At 69.0% G+C, this 13071-nt stretch carries 11 protein-coding genes and 1 riboswitch; of the genes, 5 read left to right on the top strand and 6 right to left on the bottom strand.

Annotation, left to right across the window (positions count from 1 at the left end; translation table 11 throughout):
- Positions 1-55: 55 nt before the first annotated feature.
- Positions 56-1285: an ROK family transcriptional regulator gene (locus tag EV649_RS34175; protein WP_241999040.1), complete on the top strand. Its 1230-nt coding sequence runs from the start codon at positions 56-58 to the stop codon at positions 1283-1285.
- A 367-nt stretch (positions 1286-1652) separates the two neighbouring features.
- Here the strand turns inward: EV649_RS34175 and EV649_RS34180 are convergent, their stop codons facing one another.
- Together EV649_RS34180 and EV649_RS34185 are read right to left on the bottom strand one after the other, a co-directional pair.
- The gene (locus EV649_RS34180; protein WP_130387834.1) at positions 1653-2402 is read right to left on the bottom strand and encodes an alpha/beta fold hydrolase; all 750 of its coding nucleotides are present in this window, start codon (positions 2400-2402) and stop codon (positions 1653-1655) included.
- Positions 2399-3073 (bottom strand): DUF998 domain-containing protein, encoded by a 675-nt coding sequence (locus EV649_RS34185; RefSeq protein ID WP_130387835.1) that lies wholly within the window; start codon positions 3071-3073, stop codon positions 2399-2401. The genes EV649_RS34180 and EV649_RS34185 overlap by 4 nt, the downstream gene beginning before the upstream one ends.
- A 109-nt stretch (positions 3074-3182) precedes the next feature.
- Here EV649_RS34185 and lysX point away from each other — a divergent pair, with 109 nt between their 5' ends.
- Positions 3183-6539 (top strand): bifunctional lysylphosphatidylglycerol synthetase/lysine--tRNA ligase LysX, encoded by a 3357-nt coding sequence (lysX, locus tag EV649_RS34190; protein WP_130387836.1) that lies wholly within the window; start codon positions 3183-3185, stop codon positions 6537-6539.
- 180 nt (positions 6540-6719) lie between these two features.
- Complete coding sequence (locus tag EV649_RS34195; RefSeq protein WP_130387837.1) at positions 6720-7511, top strand: hypothetical protein; 792 nt, start codon at positions 6720-6722, stop codon at positions 7509-7511.
- Here EV649_RS34195 and EV649_RS34200 read toward each other — a convergent pair.
- A complete protein-coding gene (locus EV649_RS34200) occupies positions 7508-8176 on the bottom strand; it encodes a hypothetical protein (protein WP_130387838.1) in 669 nt (222 codons plus the stop codon). The genes EV649_RS34195 and EV649_RS34200 overlap by 4 nt on opposite strands.
- A 187-nt stretch (positions 8177-8363) precedes the next feature.
- Here EV649_RS34200 and EV649_RS34205 point away from each other — a divergent pair, with 187 nt between their 5' ends.
- The gene (locus tag EV649_RS34205; RefSeq protein ID WP_130387839.1) at positions 8364-8777 is read left to right on the top strand and encodes an alpha/beta fold hydrolase; all 414 of its coding nucleotides are present in this window, start codon (positions 8364-8366) and stop codon (positions 8775-8777) included.
- Here EV649_RS34205 and EV649_RS34210 read toward each other — a convergent pair.
- The 3 genes from EV649_RS34210 to EV649_RS34220 all read right to left on the bottom strand — a co-directional run bounded on the left by EV649_RS34210 (position 8770) and on the right by EV649_RS34220 (position 11555).
- Complete coding sequence (locus EV649_RS34210; RefSeq protein WP_130387840.1) at positions 8770-9600, bottom strand: helix-turn-helix transcriptional regulator; 831 nt, start codon at positions 9598-9600, stop codon at positions 8770-8772. The two genes, EV649_RS34205 and EV649_RS34210, sit on opposite strands and share 8 nt — an antisense overlap.
- A gap of 58 nt (positions 9601-9658) precedes the next feature.
- Positions 9659-11032 (bottom strand): L-serine ammonia-lyase, encoded by a 1374-nt coding sequence (locus EV649_RS34215; protein WP_130387841.1) that lies wholly within the window; start codon positions 11030-11032, stop codon positions 9659-9661.
- Positions 11033-11111: 79 nt separating this feature from the next.
- A riboswitch (glycine riboswitch) is annotated at positions 11112-11204 on the bottom strand.
- On the bottom strand, positions 11202-11555 hold the full coding sequence (locus tag EV649_RS34220; protein ID WP_130387842.1) for a DUF3817 domain-containing protein: 354 nt from the start codon (positions 11553-11555) through the stop codon (positions 11202-11204). (Overlaps the previous riboswitch by 3 nt.)
- 96 nt (positions 11556-11651) lie before the next feature.
- Between EV649_RS34220 and EV649_RS34225 the strand changes: the two genes are divergently transcribed.
- Positions 11652-13067, top strand: a complete 1416-nt coding sequence (locus EV649_RS34225) for an alpha/beta fold hydrolase (RefSeq protein WP_130387843.1) — start codon at positions 11652-11654, stop codon at positions 13065-13067.
- Positions 13068-13071: the final 4 nt, after the last annotated feature.

The following is a 13071-nucleotide window of genomic DNA, read 5'->3' on the forward strand; positions in this document are numbered from 1 at the left end:
GTATTTACGAACGCTCGCTATCTATACTGTGCGAGTGGCAGGCAAGGGGTCGGACATGAGCAAGGGAACGGTCGGCGGCGGCGGTACGACGATGCTGCGGCGGATCAACGTGGCCGCGGTACTGGACGCGGTTCGCCGCTCCGCGCCCGCGCCGTTGCGCGTCGCCGAGCTGGTCGAGCGCACCGGTCTGGCCAGGCCGACGGTCGCCCAGGCCGTCGACGAGCTGCTCGACGCCGGCTGGCTGCAGCAACACGGCCCCGACTCCGCGGACCGCTCGCTCGGTCGCCCGGCCATCCGCGTCTCGCTGCGTGGCCGCGCCGCGCCGGTGCTCGGACTCGACGTCGGCCCGCACCGGGTCACCGTCGGCGTCTCGGACCTGTCCGGCCGCAAGCTGTCGCTGGTACGGCGCTCCGGACCCGGATGGACCGCGCAGGAGTTGCTCGGCGTCATCGGTGAGGTCATCAACGAGGCCCTGGCCGAGGCAGAGGTGCCGGCCGAGGACATCGCCGCCGTGGTCGCCGCGAGCCCTGGCATCGTCGACGAGCACACCGGCCGGGTCCAGCTGGTCCCGAGTGTGCCGGGCTGGTCCGCGATCGACCTGATCAAGCACGTCCGCGGTCTGCTCGACTGCCCGGTCATGCTGGACAACGACGCCAACCTGGCCGCGCTGGCGATCGCCGCCGCACGCGGTGGGACCGGCACGCTGCTCGCCGTCCAGTGGGGTGAGCGGCTCGGTGCGGGCATCGTCATCGACGGCCGGTTGCACCGCGGCACCGGGGCGGCCGGTGAGATCGGCTTCATCGCCACCGACACGGACGACGTGATCAACCCGGAGGACAGCCGCGGCCCGTTGGAGCGTGCGGTCGGTTCGGAGGCGATCGCGGCGCTGGGTCGCCAGGCCGCGCTGGACAACCCGCAGTCGCGGCTGGCCGAGCTGGGTGGAGAGCAGCTGGACACCGCGGACGTGTTCGCCGCTGCGGCGGAGCGTGACCCTGTGGCGCAGGCCGTCGTACAGCAGGTCGCCCGGACGTTCGCACGCGCGCTGGCGCCGTCCGTGCTCGTGCTGGATCCGACTGCGGTGGTGATCGGCGGCGGTGTCGCCCGCGCCGGCGCCGTACTGCTGGACGCCATCTCGGACCAGTTGCGCCTGCTGACGCTCAACCACCCGAAGCTGGAGCTCTCTGCCCTGGCTGAGGATGCCGTCGTCACCGGTGCCATGCGCATGGCTCTCGACGAGGTCTGGCAACGCAAGCTGCCGACCCCGGCGATGACCAGCACTACCTAGCCGCAACAGGTCCCTTCACGACCTTCGCACCGGGCGCACCACACCAACAGATGTAGGTGAGCTCGTAGAGCACCTGTCCCGCCAGATCTACCCGGCGGTCCAGGCCCGTCACCATGCTCATCGGCAGCAGCATGCGCCGGTCACACGCCGAGCAGGTGATGACGATCATCGCCTGCCCCAGCTGTATGCGCGGCTGACGTAGAGGCGGTGGATCCGACGCCAGTGGGTCCAGGCGTCGTCGAGGAGCCAATGCCAGCGGAGGCTTGCCGGTATGCGATCACTCATTGTGCACATCCACTACAGAGTTACTGCCACGACTGTTTCAGTGGAATGAGCGTAAAGCACTCCGGCCGCTGAGTGGAAGGGGTTATCCGCGAACTACGGCGGCGATGGCGTCGGGGCGGTCGAGATGGACCAGGTGAGCGGAGTCGGACAGGACCTCGACTGTTCCGCCCAGGGCGTCAGCCAGGCGTTGCTGGCCGGCCAACCAGCTGCCGGCGGTGAAGCGCGACGTACCGCCGGTCGCCACCAGGAGAGACGTCGGAGCGATTGCACCGACCGGGCCGGCGACCAGCTTGGCCACCTCTGCTGCCAGCTCCCAGCTGCCCGCGAGCTCGTCCCAGAACAGCAGCCACGACGTGTCCCCGCCGTACCGTGCCTTGGCCGTTGCTTTGGACAACAGGTCATGGTTCGACGTGCTGCCGAGGCGCACGATCAACCGTCGTACCGCAGGACCGAACAGCTGCGGTACGCCGACCCGCCCGAGGAACCGCGCCGCCGCGCGAACCACGCGGTCACCACGCTTCCCGGGGTAGAACGCACGCCACCCCGTCTCCGACGTGAGGCTGCTGTCGACCAGCACCAGCCGGGTCACCTCGAGCGGCCGTGTCAGCGCCCAGCGCAGTGCAGCCAGTCCGCCGATCGAGTGCCCGATCAGTCCGATCTCCGCATCAGGCCGTACGCCGACAGCCGCCCGCAACGCGTCCACGTCCGAGGTGATCGGCGTACGCCACGGATCGATGACGCGAACATCCTCGTCCGGGAGCAACTCAACGAGCCGGCTGAACTCCTCCGGAGTCTCAGCCAGCCCAGGCACCACGATCCACGTCACGCTCATTGAGATAAAGCGTGCCTTAATGCTGGTAACACTGTCCCCAGCATTAAGCAGACAAGCGCGATCGAGACCCGCTGCAGGATGCCCGGAGCATCCAGTTCGTTGCCGGTGAGGACATCGCTCCCGGTCTGGACACCGAGCCACGTCTGCGTCACTGCGACCGCTCCGGCCAGTACGGCGACTACCTTGGCCCACGGTCCACCCCAGCCGAACCGCCGGAGTACGAGGACCGCGAAGACGCCCATGGCGATGCTGCCGAGACCTGCGAGGGTGGAGGTCACCTCGTGGAGCACCATCGCCACCCCGACCTGTCCGTTCGCCTCTGCCGCTCGGCAGGTCGCACTGGCCGACGGTGCGCAGTCCATCGGCGAGAACGAGTCGAACAACGTGCCGAGCCCGAATACCGCCGTACTGATCAGCAGACCGGTCAGCTCCCGCTGCGACCGAGCCGCAGGCCTGGCCAGCAGTACGGCGACCAGCAGCAACACGCCCGTGGCCAGGTCCATCCCGCGCGCGTAGAGACTCGTGGACTGGTCCCGCGCCCCCAGCTCACTCAGGAACGAACTGTGGACGTCCAACGGGAAGCCGGCCGCCGCCTCGAGCAGCAGGCTGCAGTAGAGCACGCCTGCGGCAAGCATCAGGTTGCGGACGAGGCGGTAAGGGACGGCGGCCATACACAACACCGTCGCATGTCAACCTAAGTATTGACTGTGGCGTCAGCTGTACTGTCGAGGTAGTGCTAGGTCGACCGAAGTCGCAGCGAACTAGTGGGATGATCGGCTGGTGCCGTCGGAACAAGTAGCAATGATCCCGGCGTGGCAGCACCGGGCCGCGGGCTGGGTGGGCCGCGTTGTCGTGCTCGCCTCGATATGGTCGTTCATCGCCATCCCGCTGCACGTGGGCGCGCCGAGGTTCGTCAAGCACGTCGACTTCGCGTTCGACTTCGTCGGTATCCCGGCCGGGCACACGATCTTCTCCGCCGTCTACCTCGCGGTGGTCGGCAGCGCGTTGCTGCGCGGTAAGCGAGCGGCACTGCTCTGGGTGCTGTGGGTCTTCGAGGCGCTCTGGTTCCTCGCGCAGGTCGCCGGGATCGCGTTTACCAGCGTCCGGCTGGCCAACCCGACGGACGCGGACCTGCTCCGCGACTTCGGGCCGGCTAGCGTCGAGGACCTGGAGTGGGGCATCGTCCAGGCGGTCGTGGTGGCTGCGATCGTCATCCTGCTGTGGAAGATCCGCGGCGCGTTCCCGGCCCGGCTCGCACCCGGTAGCCGGCGGCTCGCGGTCGGCGCGCTGGTCTTCGGCATGCTGATCTCGATCGCGGTCAGCGTCACCCTCACCCAGATCTTCCCGCGAACCCTCGACGGGCAACGGCAGAAGATCGGCTGGGCCGTGATCGCCGCGCTCGGCCAGTCGCGCAGCAAGATGGGCGGGCACGAGGGCCACGGCTGGATCGGTCTGACCGTCGGCGCGATCTCGGCGGCCTCGCTGGTGCTGGCGTTCTGGATCTTCCTCCGCTCGGTGCAGCGGGTCCGGTACCTCACGCAGCCCGAGGAGCTCGAGGTACGGCGCCTGCTTCTGCTGCACGGCGAGCGGGACTCGTTGGGGTACTTCGCCACCCGCCGGGACAAGGCGGTCGTGTTCGCACCGGGCAACGACGCCGCGATCGCGTACCGGGTGGTGAACGGCGTCAGCCTGGCCAGTGGCGATCCGCTCGGCGACCCGGTCGCCTGGCCGGCGGCGATCCAGCGCTGGCTCGCCGAAGCCCGCAGGTACGGCTGGTCACCGGCGGTCTTGTCGGCGAGCGAGGAGGCAGCGCAGGCGTACGTCGACGCGGGCCTGCGCGCACTGTCGATGGGCGACGAGGCGATCATCGACGTCGCGGACTTCACCCTCGAAGGCCGCACGATGCGACCGGTGCGCCAGGCCGTGACGCGGGTCCAGCGGGCCGGGTACCACGCCGAGGTCGTGCGGCACGGAGACCTGTCACCGGAGACGCTGGCGCAGTACGTCCACCTGGCGGAGAAGTGGCGTGGGGCGCGGACCGAGCGCGGGTTCTCGATGGCACTCGGGCGGCTCGGCGATCCGGCCGACGCGCGCTGCGTGATGGTGATCGCGCGGGACGCCGACGGCGTCGTCCGCGGGCTGCTGTCGTTCGCCCCGTGGGGTGTCCGGGGGGTGTCGCTGGACCTGATGCGGCGCGATCCCGAGTCCGTGAACGGGTTGATGGAGTTCATGGTCACCTCGCTGATCGACGCCTCCGGCGATCTCGGCGTACACCGGATCTCGCTGAACTTCGCGATGTTCCGGGAGATCTTCAGCGACGCCGAGCGGGTCGGCGCGGGACCGGTACTGCGGCTCACGAACGCGTTGCTGACCGCGGGATCGCGCTTCTGGCAGCTGGAGAGTCTGTACCAGTCGAACGAGAAGTACTTGCCGCGCTGGTCGCCGCGGTTGATGTGCTACTCGCGGGGCGCGTCGCTCGCGCAGGTGGTGCTGGCGGCCGGTACGGCGGAAGGCTTCCTGCCGGCGCCGCGGCCGTGGACCCGCGTCGACAGTGTCGAGGCTGCGGAGCGGCACGCGATCATGGCTGCGGACGGTCGCGCGTTCGCAACCGCCGTACACGACCAGGAAGTGGACTTGCTGCGGCCCGCGTTGCCGACGCGGAAGCTCACCGAGCAGGAGCAGATCCGGCGTTCCAAGCTCGCCGAACTCGTTGCTGCGGGCATCGATCCGTACCCGGTCGAGGTGCCGCGGACGGAGACGCTGGAACGCGTCCGGGAGCTGTACCCGAACCTGCCGCCGGACCATCACACCGGGCACACGGCGTCCGTGACCGGCCGGGTGCTGCGGATGCGGAGCCACGGCGGTCTGGCGTTCGCGCAACTGCAGGACGGGCTCACGCAGTTGCAGGTGATGCTGACGGCCGAGTCCTGCGGCGACGTACCGCTGGACCAGTGGCAGCGGCTGGTCGACATCGGCGACCACGTGAGCGTCACCGGCGAGGTCGTCACGAGCCGCCGGGGTGAGCTGTCGATCGCCGCGACGTCGTGGGTGATGGCGGCGAAGTGCCTGCACCCGCTGCCCGACAAGCGGAAGGGTTTCACCGACCCCGAAGCGCGCGTCCGGCAGCGGCACCTCGACCTGGTGATGAACCCGGATTCGCTGCGGATGATGCAGCAGCGCAGTGCCGCAGTACGGGCCCTGCGCAACGGATTCGAGGGGCGTGGGTTCATCGAGGTGGAGACGCCGATGCTGCAGGCGGTGCACGGCGGCGCGAACGCGCGGCCGTTCGTCACGCACATCAACGCCTACGACACCGAGCTGTTCCTGCGGATCGCGCCGGAGCTGTTCCTGAAGCGGCTGAGCGTCGGCGGGATGGGCAAGGTCTTCGAGCTGAACCGGAACTTCCGCAACGAGGGCGCCGACGCGACCCACAACCCGGAGTTCACGTCGGTCGAGGCCTACCAGCCGTACGCCGACTACCACGTCATGCGCGAACTCACCCGGGAGCTGCTGATCGAGGCCGCGACCGCGGTGCACGGCAAGCCCGTCGTACGCCGGGACGGTGAGGAGCTCGACATCTCGGGCGAGTGGGCGGTCGTCACCGTCCACGACGCGGTCGGCCTGGCCGCCGGTACTGCGATCGACTCGGAAACGCCCGCGGACCAGCTCCGGGCGTTGTGCGCGGAGCACGGCGTCCACACGACGTTCGAGATGTCGGCCGGTGAACTCGTCCTGGAGCTGTACGACGAGCTCGTCGAACCGAACACCATGCTGCCGACGTTCTACACCGACTTCCCACTCGAGACGTCCCCGCTGACCCGCAACCACCGCACGAATCCACGGCTCGCCGAGCGCTGGGACCTGGTCGCGTTCGGGGCCGAGATCGGTACGGCGTACTCCGAGCTCGTCGACCCGATCGAGCAGCGCCGCCGGCTCACCGAACAGTCCTTGAAGGCCGCCGCCGGCGACCCGGAGGCGATGTCGCTGGACGAGGACTTCCTGTCGGCGCTCGAGTACGCGATGCCTCCGACCGGCGGTCTGGGCATCGGCGTCGACCGGGTCATGATGATGCTCACCGGCCAGAACATCCGCAGCACGCTGGCGTTCCCGTTCGTCCGTCCCGCACCACGGGATTGATGCCTTACCCTTACAGCTCACGGGTTGGGGACCTGGGGGGCTGGGGTGGGGATGAAATGCTGGGTTGCGCTCTGTGCCGGGGTGGGTCTGGTTGCGGGTTGCGGTGGGGAGCCGAAACCTGCGCCGAGCCCTGTCGCGACTTCTTCGAGCAGTAGTGCCGCGCCGGCGCCGACGTCATCGATGCCGGCTGCGGGGCCGTTGAGTCCGGCGGGCTATCAGGCCGAGCTGACCCGGATCGACCAGGTGCTGGCCGGGCCGACACGTGCGCTGACCCGGGTCCGAACGGCCGAGGGTCTGAGCGAGGCGATGAGCACACTCGCGGAGTCGCTCAACACGATCGCGATCCGGCTGTCCGCGCTGACGGTGACGTCCCGGCTGACCGGCGTACACGCGCTGCTGCAGGAGCGCGTCGGTGTGGCGGCGACGCGGCTGACGAGCTCGGTAGAGAAGACCGAGGAGGATGCGCGCTGCGGTGGTACGGCGTACACCTCGCAGAAGGTGCAGCGGCAATTGCGTGCCGACCTCAGCACCGCACTCGTGCAGCTGCAGCGGGTCAAGCTGACGTTCGGCCGGACGCTGCCCGATCCCGGGCCCGCACCGAAGCAGGTGCGTCCCGACAACGGCGACGTCCTGGTACGGCGTGATCTGGAGGGGATGGGCCGGCTCAAGATCACCAACGGCACTACGAAGGACGTCGCGATCTCGATCGTCAGCGACGGCAAGCCACCGGGTACCCCACAGGTGATGGTGTATCTGCGGGCAACCCAGTCCGCGACCGTGAACCAGATCGGCGGCGCGTACCGCCTCTACTTCAAGAGCGGCACGGACTGGGACGCCGAGCACCGCAAGTTCCGGGCAGACTGCTCCTTCAAGAAGTTCGACCAGACCTTCGGCAAGAACCAGGCCTGGCAGGTCAACCTGCAACCCCGCCCAGGCGGCAACGCCGACACCACCGAGGTCGAGGCCTACTAGAGCCCGAGCTTGTCGAGCAGATTGCCGAGGATGCCGCCGAGGAGTCCGGGGTCGTCCGGGTCGTCAGGCGGTGGTGGCGGAGGGGTCGGGGTGGTGGTGGGCGGCGCGGTGGGCGGCTTCGTGGGGGGCTTCGTGGGGGGCGCGGTCGGGGTGCTCGACGCGGTCGGGCGACTTGTCGGCGCGGTCGTCGCCTTCGTCGGAGGCGCGGTCGGGACCGTCGGGGGTCGCTTGGTCGCGGGCGGGGCCGTAGGTCCGGTGGTCTCGACGATCTGCGGCGTCGGCGTACCGGGGACGATCGTCGGGTACGGCGTACTGGTGGCACCGACCGGTAGCTGCGTCTCGCCCGGCTTGGTTGCTGTCGGCAACGGCGTCGCGACGGCACTGGGTGTCACGCCGGGCGTGGGAACCGGAGTCGGGCTGGTCCGGGGCGGGAGTCCAGGGATGTTCTGCGTCGGCTCGCCGGGCTGTGGGCCGGCGATCGGCGCGGCCGGCTTCGGCCCGCCGCCGGGCAGCGGCAGGAACCCGGCGCCGATCCGCGGGCCGCCGAGCAGGGCGATGAAGACCAGCACGAGGTAGCCGAGCAGCAGAATGCCGGCGCCGGCGGCAGCCTGGCGGCGACGCCGCGGGTTCTGCCAGGGCGGGCGGCGGAAAGCCGTGGCAGACATCGGTTTCACAAGACCCGCAGAGTATCGGCAGATGAGTCGTTTCAAACAGACCTTGGAACAAATTCCACGCCAAACAGATATGTTCCGGGAATTCGGTGCCCTTTACGCGACCGTAGGAATGCAGTGCGTTAGCTGACAACGCGCCGACCGGCGCGCAACGGCCGCATTCCTCTGCCAGCCTGCTCTCATGGCGAATCTGGTGCTGCTGCACGGTCTCGGAGCCAACGGCCGCGTCTGGGACACCTGGCCGCACACCAAGTACGCTCCGGACCTCCCGGGCCGCGGCTCGGCTGCCCCGCTCTCGACGTACACCTTCGCTGCCATGGCCGAGGCAGTCGAGGCCGTCGACCACGTCCTGCTCGAGCAGGACGGGCGCTGGCGTCTCGCCCTGGATCCCGGAACGTTCGGCGTCGGCGCACCGGACATGCCCGCGCTGATCGCGGCGAGTCAGGCCGACGTCGTGCTGGCGCGCGGCGAACGGGATCCCATGAACAGCGACGCCGAACTGCACGCCCTGCACCATCGGGCCGTCACGCTACCCGGCCTCGGGCACAACGCTCAGGTCGAGGATCCTGCGGCGGTGGCGGCGCTGCTCAGGTGAGTGCCTGCAGACCGATCACCGACAGCAGGCGGAGCTTCTCGGCGGCCTCGGTGTTCGGGGCGGCGGTGTAGACGACCATCCGCAGGTCGCTGCCCGGGACCGCGAGTACGTCGCAGTCGATGTCGAAGGTGCCGACCTCCGGGTGCCGGATCGTCTTCCGCTCGCTCTGGTGGAAGCGGACGACCGGCCGCTCCCACAGTTGCGCGAACTCGTCGTACCCGGCACGGAGCTCCTCGATCAACGCCTTGAGATCCGGATCGCGCGGATACCGGGCGAGGGACGCGCGCAAATCCGTCACCATCGCGTTCCGGAAATTCTGCTGCTGCTCCGGCGTCATGACGACGCGGTCGCCCGGATCCACGAAATGCCGGTAGACGATGTTCCGCCACCGCCCCTGCCACGGCGAGAAGTCGCCGATCAGCGCGGCGAACATCGGGTTCCAGGTGATCACCGTCCAGGCGGCGTCGGTGACGCACAGCGGCGCGCCCTCCAACTGGTCCACGATCCGCTGCACACCGGGCGGGATGTACGCCGACACCCGCCCGGGCGACGGCTCGACCTCGCCCGCGAGCACGAACAGATGGTTGCGCTCGGCATCGGACAACCGGAGCGCGCGGGCCAGCGCGGTCAGTACCTGGGCCGACGGCGAGTCCGACCGGCCCTGCTCCAGCCGGACGATGTAGTCGACCGACAACCCGGCGAGGTGCGCGAGCTCCTCGCGCCGCAGCCCGGGAGCCCGCCGCTTGCCACCGGCCGGCAGTCCGACCTCCGAAGGCGCGACCCGATCACGCCACGCGTGCAACGTCCGCCCGAGCTCGCCCATGTTCCCCAGTATCCCGGGCGGCACGCGTTTCAGCCTGGTACTGCTGTTCCCAGGCTGGCTAGCACTCGATGACGTTGACGGCGAGGCCGCCGCGGGACGTCTCCTTGTACTTGACCTTCATGTCGGCGCCGGTCTCGCGCATGGTCTTGATGACCTTGTCGAGGGTGACCACGTGGACGCCGTCGCCGTGCATCGCCATCCGGGTCGCGTTGATCGCCTTCACCGACGCCATCGCGTTCCGCTCGATGCACGGGATCTGCACCAGTCCGCCGACCGGGTCGCAGGTCAGGCCGAGGTTGTGCTCCATCGCGATCTCGGCGGCGTTCTCCACCTGTTCCGGCGTACCGCCAGAGACCTCGCACAGCCCGGCGGCGGCCATCGAGCAGGCGGAACCGACCTCGCCCTGACAGCCGACCTCGGCGCCGGAGATCGACGCGTTCTCCTTGTAGAGCACGCCGATCGCACCGGCGGCCAGCAGGAACCGGACCACGCCGTCCTCGGTCGACCCGGGCACGAAGCGCCGGTAGTAGTGCAGTACGGCGGGAATGATGCCGGCGGCACCGTTCGTCGGGGCGGTGACGATCCGGCCGCCCGACGCGTTCTGCTCGTTGACCGCGAGCGCGAACAGGTTCACCCAGTCCATCACCTTGAGCGGATCGACCGACCACGGGTCCTGGGTGAGCTTCTTGTGCAGGGCGTGGGCGCGGCGCGGCACCTTGAGTCCGCCGGGCAGGATGCCCTCGGTCTCGCATCCTTCGCGGACGCAGTCCTGCATCACCTGCCAGATGTGCAGCAGCCCGTCCCGGACCTCGTCCTCGGTCCGCCAGGCGAGCTCGTTCGCGAGCATCACCTCGCTGATCGACAGTTGCGACTCGCGGCACCGGTCGAGCAGCTCCGCGCCGGTGGTGAACGGGTACTTCAGCGGGGTCGTGTCCGGCACGATCCGGTCACCCGCGGCGGCGTTCTCGTCGACGACGAATCCGCCGCCGACCGAGTAGTAGGTGCGTTCCCGCAGTACTGCGTTGTCGGCGTCACGGGCGACGAACATCATCCCGTTCGGGTGGTACGGGAGCGCCTTGCGGCGGTGCATGAGCAGGTCGGTGTTCTCGTTGAACGTGATCTCGTGGGTGCCGGCCAGCAGGATCCGGCCGCGCTCGCGGATCGTCTCGACGCGGGCGTCGACCGAGTGCGTCGCGACGGTCTCCGGGTCGGCGCCCTCGAGGCCGAGCAGGACGGCCTTGTTACTGCCGTGCCCGTGCCCGGTGGCGCCGAGCGAGCCGAAGAGCTGGGCCTCGACGGTTGTCGTCGCGGCCAGCAGGCCGTCGTCGGCGAGACCGCGTGCGAAGGTGCGGGCCGCACGCATCGGTCCCACGGTGTGGGAGCTCGACGGGCCGATCCCGATACTGAACAGGTCGAAGACGCTGATCGCCATCGTGTGGAGGTTCCTTCCGGTCGCCGTTGACCGTTTGGTGTCCTCCCCGCTCTGTCAGGCGGATGCCTTCCAGAGGTGCCTCGCCCGCGCGGTGAAGGTGCCTGAGAGATTCTTGGGGAGAGTTGCTCCTACGGCGCCCGGTTCGTGCCCGGGTCTCTCCCGCACGGGTTCATGCGGCTGTTGAGTTGACTTCTGCTGTGGACGGTACGGCGGTCTCCCGGCCGGCGTCAATCCGGCCCGTGCGGACTGCCCAGATCTCGAAGAACCAGGTGAACAACGGGGGAATGCTGGCCGCCAGCGCGACCAACGTCACCAGCCAGGACCACCGCAACGGGCCGCGCACGGCCAGCACGGTGACCACGTAGGCGATGAAGATGCCGCCGTGGATCGGGCCGAAGATCTTCACCCCGATCTCGTTGTCGGACAGCACGTACTTGAACAGCATCCCGACCAGCAGTCCGGTCCACGAGATCGCCTCGGCGATCGCCACCGTCCGGAACCACGCCGCATGTTTGGTACTCATCAACAGCGACCCTAACAAGCCCCCCAAGCCGCGTTCGGGGTCGCACGGGGGCGGCTCCCTGATGCCGGTAGCAAGCGATTGCCGAAGGATCGGCGCATGACGTTCACCCAGCGCGCCGTCACCGGCGCTGTACTGCTCGGCGTCGCGACCGCCGGGCTGACAACACTCCCCACAGCAGCGACTACGACCGGGGTGCAGTGGGCCGACTGCAAGCCCGAAGGCAAGGACGACCCGGCCGAGGTTCGCGGCTCGCAGTGCGCGACGCTCAAGTTGCCGATCGACTGGCGCGACCCCGACGGCCCCACGTTCGAGTTCGCGATCGCCCGCCGTACGGCGAAGGTGCCCAGCGAACGCGTCGGCGTCCTGGTGTTCGGCCCAGGTGGTCCCGGCGACTCGGGAGTCGACCGGATCAAGACCGGGATCGACCGGTTCAGCACGGACGTGCAGGACCGCTTCGACATCGTCAGCTTCGACCCGCGCGGTGTGGCGCGCAGCAACCCGGTGCGCTGCTCTGCCGAGCTCCTCAACAAGCAGCCGTCGCCGATCATCAAGAGCGCGGCCGAGTTCACCTCCACGATCACCTACAACCGGCAGCTCGCCACGGACTGCCGCGAGCACACCGGTCCGCTGTACGACCACATCGACACGTGGCAGACGGTGCGCGACGTCGACGCCGTACGGCGAGCGCTCGGCGAGTCCACGATCTCCTTCCACGGCAGTTCGTACGGGACGGTGCTCGGAGCGCAGTACGCCGAGACGTACCCACACCGGGTCCGCGCGATGGTGCTGGAGAGCGTGAGCGACCACAGCTCGTCCAGGGCAGGTGACTTCCTCGACGACCAAGCGGCCGCGGGACAGGACTCGTTCGACGAGTTCGTGAAGTGGTGCGACGCCACGACGACCTGTGCACTGCACGGGCGCGACATCCACGCTCTCTGGGCGGATCTGCTCGCCAAGTCACCTGACCCGTTCACACTGAGCTTCTCCGTGTTCCGGGCGCTCTACGGACCGCAATGGTCGGCGCTGGCCGAGATGCTGAAGGCCGGCGGCACTCCCCCGAAGCCGGTGCAGACGGGAGTCGCGCCGTACCCGCTGGCGGTGTTCTGTCAGGACTGGAACCTGCCGGTCCGCAGCTACCGCGAGTACGCCGGACATCTGCAGCGGCTCGCACGCAATAACCAGGACCTGCGCTACCCCGGTCAGCTGATGGCTGTGTCCATCTGTCTCGGCTCACCGCCCGCGAACAACCCGCAGCACCTGCTGAAGGTCCGTGCGCTCAAGACGCCTGTACTGCTCGCCAACGCGATCCACGACCCGGCTACTGGCTACGCCTGGGCGCAGAGCGTGGAGCGGCAGCTCGGACGGTACGGCGTACTTCTGACGTACGAGGGTTGGGGACACGGGAGCTACTCGAAGAGCCCGTGCATGCAGAGCACGATCGACTACTACCTGATCGCGCGGGACGTACCGAAGCGCGGCAGCAGCTGTGCCGCCGTACCGCCCGCCGGCTGACGGG

Origin of the sequence: Kribbella sp. VKM Ac-2569 (genome assembly GCF_004216905.1) — a bacterium.
In the GTDB taxonomy this organism is placed as follows: Bacteria; Actinomycetota; Actinomycetes; order Propionibacteriales; family Kribbellaceae; genus Kribbella.

Coding starts and splice junctions, on each gene's coding strand:
- EV649_RS34175 (WP_241999040.1), top strand. CDS start 56: ATGAGCAAGGGAACGGTCGGCGGCGGCGGTACGACGATGCTGCGGCGG.
- EV649_RS34180 (WP_130387834.1), bottom strand. CDS start 2,402: ATGAGCGTGACGTGGATCGTGGTGCCTGGGCTGGCTGAGACTCCGGAG.
- EV649_RS34185 (WP_130387835.1), bottom strand. CDS start 3,073: ATGGCCGCCGTCCCTTACCGCCTCGTCCGCAACCTGATGCTTGCCGCA.
- EV649_RS34195 (WP_130387837.1), top strand. CDS start 6,720: ATGCCGGCTGCGGGGCCGTTGAGTCCGGCGGGCTATCAGGCCGAGCTG.
- EV649_RS34200 (WP_130387838.1), bottom strand. CDS start 8,176: ATGTCTGCCACGGCTTTCCGCCGCCCGCCCTGGCAGAACCCGCGGCGT.
- EV649_RS34205 (WP_130387839.1), top strand. CDS start 8,364: ATGGCGAATCTGGTGCTGCTGCACGGTCTCGGAGCCAACGGCCGCGTC.
- EV649_RS34210 (WP_130387840.1), bottom strand. CDS start 9,600: ATGGGCGAGCTCGGGCGGACGTTGCACGCGTGGCGTGATCGGGTCGCG.
- EV649_RS34215 (WP_130387841.1), bottom strand. CDS start 11,032: ATGGCGATCAGCGTCTTCGACCTGTTCAGTATCGGGATCGGCCCGTCG.
- EV649_RS34220 (WP_130387842.1), bottom strand. CDS start 11,555: ATGAGTACCAAACATGCGGCGTGGTTCCGGACGGTGGCGATCGCCGAG.
- EV649_RS34225 (WP_130387843.1), top strand. CDS start 11,652: ATGACGTTCACCCAGCGCGCCGTCACCGGCGCTGTACTGCTCGGCGTC.